Here is a 4,649-nt window from a genome sequence, read left to right as displayed (position 1 = left end):
GTGCCCGCCGCCACGGCCTGGCCGCTCATCCCGGCCGCCGCGTCGTCCGGGGCGGCCGGCCGCTCCGGGGACTGCGTACGGCCGACGCCGAGCGCCGGAGCCTCCTCATCGGAGCGCTCGATCACCGGCGCGCCACGGCCGGCTTCGCCGTCGACGGCGGGCGCCGAGTACTGCAGGCCCTGCGGCTGCGGAGCACGGTTGAGGCCCTTGGCGCGGATCTCGACCGGCTTCTCCAGCAGCTGCACTTCCTCGGCCTCCGGCTCCGGCTCCTGGACCTGCACCTCCAGGTTGTAGAGGAAGCCGACCGTCTCCTCCTTGATGCCGTCCATCATGGTGGCGAACATGTCGAAGCCCTCGCGCTGGTACTCGATGACCGGGTCGCGCTGGGCGTACGCCCGCAGGCTGATGCCCTCCTGCAGGTAGTCCATCTCGTACAGGTGCTCGCGCCACTTGCGGTCGATGACCTGGAGCAGCACCATCCGCTCGAGCTGGCGGACCGCCTCCTCGCCGAGCTCCTCCTCGCGCCGGTCGTACGCGGCGTGCGCGTCCTCCTTGAGCCGGGCGAGCAGGAAGTCCTGGTCGAGGCCGGGCCGGGAGCCGACCTCGTCCTCCAGCTCCTCGACGGTGACGCCCACCGGGTAGAGCTGCTTGAGGCTGGACCAGAGCTGGTCGAGGTCCCAGTCCTCGGCGTAGCCCTCGCTGGTGGCGCCGACCACGTACGCGGTGACCACGTCGTCGATCATGTTGCGGACCTGCTCGGAGAGGTCCTCGCCGTTCAGCACCCGGAGCCGCTCGGCGTAGATCACCTGGCGCTGCTTGTTGAGCACCTCGTCGTACTTGAGGACGTTCTTGCGGATCTCAGCGTTCTGGCCCTCGATCTGCGCCTGCGCGCTCTTGATCTGGCGGGTGACCATCTTCGACTCGATCGGCACGTCCTCCGGGATGTTGAAGCGCTCCATCACCGCCTCGACCGCGCCGGCCCGGAAGCGCTTCATCAGCTCGTCCTGGAGGGAGAGGTAGAAGCGGGACTCGCCCGGGTCACCCTGCCGGCCGGCGCGACCGCGCAGCTGGTTGTCGATCCGGCGCGACTCGTGCCGCTCGGTGCCCAGCACGTAGAGGCCGCCGGCCGCGGCGACCTCCTCCGCCTCGGCGTCGCAGGCCTGCTTCCACGTGGGCAGGACCTCCTCCATCGCCTTGGCGTACTCCTCCGGCTGCTCGACCGGGTCGAGGCCGCGCTGGCGCAGCTCATTGGCGGCGAGGAACTCGGGGTTGCCGCCGAGCAGGATGTCCGTACCACGGCCGGCCATGTTGGTGGCGACGGTGACCGCGCCCTTGCGCCCGGCCTGGGCGACGATCTCCGCCTCCTTGGCGTGGAACTTGGCGTTCAGCACGGAGTGCGGGATGCCCCGGCGGCGCAGCAACTGGGAGAGGATCTCGGAATTCTCCACCGAGACGGTGCCGACCAGCACCGGCTGACCCTGCGCGTGCCGCTCGGCGATGTCCTCGACCACGGCGTTGAACTTGGCCTTCTCGGTCTTGTAGATGACGTCCGGCCGGTCGAGGCGGACCATCGGCCGGTGCGTCGGGATGGTCACGACGCCGACCTTGTAGACCTTGTTGAACTCGCTCGCCTCGGTCTGGGCGGTACCGGTCATGCCGGAGAGCTTCTCGTAGAGGCGGAAGTAGTTCTGGAGGGTGATGGTGGCCAGGGTCTGGTTCTCCTGCTTGATCTCCACCCCCTCCTTGGCCTCGATCGCCTGGTGCATGCCCTCGTTGTAGCGGCGGCCGTGCAGGATACGGCCGGTGAACTCGTCGACGATCAGGACCTCGCCGTCGCTGACGATGTAGTCCTTGTCGCGCTTGTAGAGCTCCTTGGCCTTGATCGCGTTGTTCATGTAGCCGACGAGCGGGGTGTTGACCGACTCGTAGAGGTTCTCGATGCCGAGCCGGTCCTCGATCTTGGCCACGCCGCGCTCGGTGACCGCGATTGTCCGCTTGGCGTAGTCGACCTCGTAGTCGCCCTCGCCGTCGGTGCCCGGCTGCATCCGGGCCACCACGCCGGCGAACTCCTGGTACCAGCGGGCGGAGTGCTCGGCCGGGCCGGAGATGATCAGCGGGGTCCGGGCCTCGTCGATGAGGATCGAGTCGACCTCGTCGACCACCGCGAAGTTGTGGCCGCGCTGAACCAGTTCGTCCTTCGACCAGGCCATGTTGTCGCGCAGGTAGTCGAAGCCGAACTCGTTGTTGGTGCCGTAGGTGATGTCGCACTCGTAAGCCGCACGGTGCTCGCTGGCCGGTCGGTTGGGCAGCACCACGCCGACGGTCAGGCCGAGGAACTCGTGCACCCGGCCCATCCAGGCGGCGTCGCGCTGGGCCAGGTAGTCGTTGACCGTGACCACGTGCACGCCCTTGCCGGAGAGCGCGTTCAGGTAGACCGCCATGACCGAGGTCAGGGTCTTGCCCTCACCGGTCTTCATCTCGGCGATGTTGCCGAAGTGCAGCGCCGCGCCGCCCATCACCTGGACGTCGTAGGGGCGCTGGCCGAGCACCCGCGCCGCCCCCTCGCGCACCGTGGCGAACGCCTCCGGCAGCAGGTCGTCGAGGGTCTCACCATCGGCGAGCCGCTCGCGGTACTGCTCGGTCAGGCCACGCAGCTCCTCGTCGGTGAGGTTGACGTAGTCGTCCTCGATCGAGTTGACGGCGGCGGCGATGGCTTTGAGCCGGCGCACCATTCGGCCCTCGCCCGCGCTAAGGACCTTTTCCAGAATCGACACGGATCAACGCTCCCCTAGACAGTCTCGAACCATCGTAGGCGCTCCATCGCGGCGATGGTCACTGGTGGCGGCGGCCCGGGCCGCCGAACCCGACATAACGCACCGACCGTCCGTTGACCGGCGGATATCGGGTTACGCCCAACGCGAACGATCCGGCACGATGGCTCGGGTGGAGCCTGTGGAGATCATCGAGGACGGCCTGCTGCTACGGCCCTGGCGGACCGAGGACGCCGACGCGGTGCACCGCGCCTGCCAGGACCCGGACATCCAGCGCTGGACCACCGTACCTCGCCCGTACCTGCCCGAACACGCCCTCGGTTTCGTCACCGAGATCAGCGGCAGCGCCTGGACGGACGGCACCGGGGCACCGTTCGCCGTCTGCGACGCGGCCACCGGGGAGCTGCTGGCCTCCTGCGGCCTCGTCTCGATCGACCGGAGCCTGGACTCCGCCGAGGTCGGCTACTGGACCGCACCCTGGGCCCGCGGCCGCGGCGTGGCGGTCCGCGCCACCCGGGCGGTCGCCCGCTGGGCGTTCGACGCGCTCAAGCTGCGCCGGGTGATCTGGCAGGCCGAGGTCGGCAACCACGCCTCCCGGCTGGTCGCGCTCCGCGCCGGTTTCCGGGTCGAGGGCGAGTTGCGGCTGGCCCACCCGGCGGTCGACGGCCGGCCGGAGGGCTGGATCGGCTCACTGTTCCCCGGGGAGCTGCCCGCACCCGGCGAACCCGGTCCCGCCGGCCCGGACACCCTGGAGGCCCGCAGGGCCGCCGTCTTCGGCCGCCCTCAGGCGGTCCTCTTCGCCACCGCCGGCGCCACCGAACTGCGGCTGCGCCCGCTGGAGGAGCGGGACCTCGACGCCATCGTGACGACCTGCCGGGACGAGGACACCATCCGCTGGACCACCGTGCCGCACCCCTACCAGCGGGAGCACGCCGAGGGCTTCATGCGGGACTTCGCCGGGGCGGCGTGGGCCCGGGGCACCGGCGCCTACTACGCCATCGCCGACGGCGACGACCGGTACGTCGGCTCGGTCGACCTGCGGATCTCCGGGGCCGACCCGCTCAACGGTGACGTCGGCTTCATGACCGCCCCGCACGCCCGTGGCCGCGGCTACATGCCGGCCGCGGTGAGCGCCCTGGCCGCCTGGGGTTTCACCACCCTGGGCCTGGCCCGGATCGAGTGGCGGGCGCTGGTGGGCAACACCGCCTCCCGCCGGGTCGCCGAGAAGGCCGGCTTCGCCTTCGAGGGCACCGCACGGGGCGTCCTGCCCGCCCGGGACGGCCGGGGCGACGCCTGGGTGGCCGCCCTGGTGGCCGAGGACCTGGCGTGACGCCGGAGCCGTTCGAGGCGTACGGGGTGCGGCTGCGGCCGTTCCGCCTCGACGACGCGGCGGACACCGCGGCCGCCTGCGCCGACCCGCTCACCCAGCGGGGCATCTCCGGCCTGCCGGAGCCGTACACCGAGGAGAGCGCCCGGTGGTGGATCACCGAAGGCGCGCCCGCGGCCTGGGCCACCGGCGGTGCCGCGTACGTGATGGCGGACCCGGCCACCGACCGGCTGCTCGGCGGGATCGGACTGAGCCAGCCGGTGCCCGCCCGCGGGCAGGCGGAGATCGGCTACTGGGTGGCGCCGTGGGCACGCGGCCGGGGCGTGGCGACGGCCGCGACCCGGGCGCTGGCCGAGCGCGCCTTCGCCGACGGCACCGCCCGCCTGGAACTGCTCACCAACGAGGAGAACACCGCCAGCCAGCGGGTCGCGCTGGCCGCGGGCTTCCGGCACGAGGGGGTACGCCGGGCGGCGAACCCGACCCGTGGCGGCGGCCGGCACGACCTCATCGCCTGGGTGCGCCTCGCGGACGACCCGTCGGGGCCGGCCGCC

General features: G+C 71.6%; 3 protein-coding genes. 2 read left to right on the top strand and 1 reads right to left on the bottom strand.

What is annotated here, in order from left to right; translation table 11 throughout:
* Positions 1 to 2,774, bottom strand: a 2,774-nt coding sequence (gene secA, locus DKL51_RS00615; RefSeq protein WP_124811607.1) for a preprotein translocase subunit SecA, incomplete at its 3' end; no start/stop codon positions are given.
* Positions 2,775 to 2,934: 160 nt separating this feature from the next.
* Here secA and DKL51_RS00610 point away from each other — a divergent pair.
* Both DKL51_RS00610 and DKL51_RS00605 read left to right on the top strand, forming a co-directional pair.
* Positions 2,935 to 4,101: a GNAT family N-acetyltransferase gene (locus DKL51_RS00610; RefSeq protein ID WP_243420467.1), complete on the top strand. Its 1,167-nt coding sequence runs from the start codon at positions 2,935 to 2,937 to the stop codon at positions 4,099 to 4,101.
* On the top strand, positions 4,098 to 4,649 hold a 552-nt coding region (locus tag DKL51_RS00605), incomplete at its 3' end, for a GNAT family N-acetyltransferase (RefSeq protein WP_148097690.1). The genes DKL51_RS00610 and DKL51_RS00605, both read left to right, overlap by 4 nt.

Origin of the sequence: Micromonospora globispora, from assembly GCF_003857015.1 — a bacterium.
Classification (GTDB): domain Bacteria; phylum Actinomycetota; class Actinomycetes; order Mycobacteriales; family Micromonosporaceae; genus Micromonospora; species Micromonospora globispora.
The sequence above is the reverse complement of the archived record's forward strand: the minus strand, read 5'-3'. Positions and strand labels throughout refer to the sequence as shown.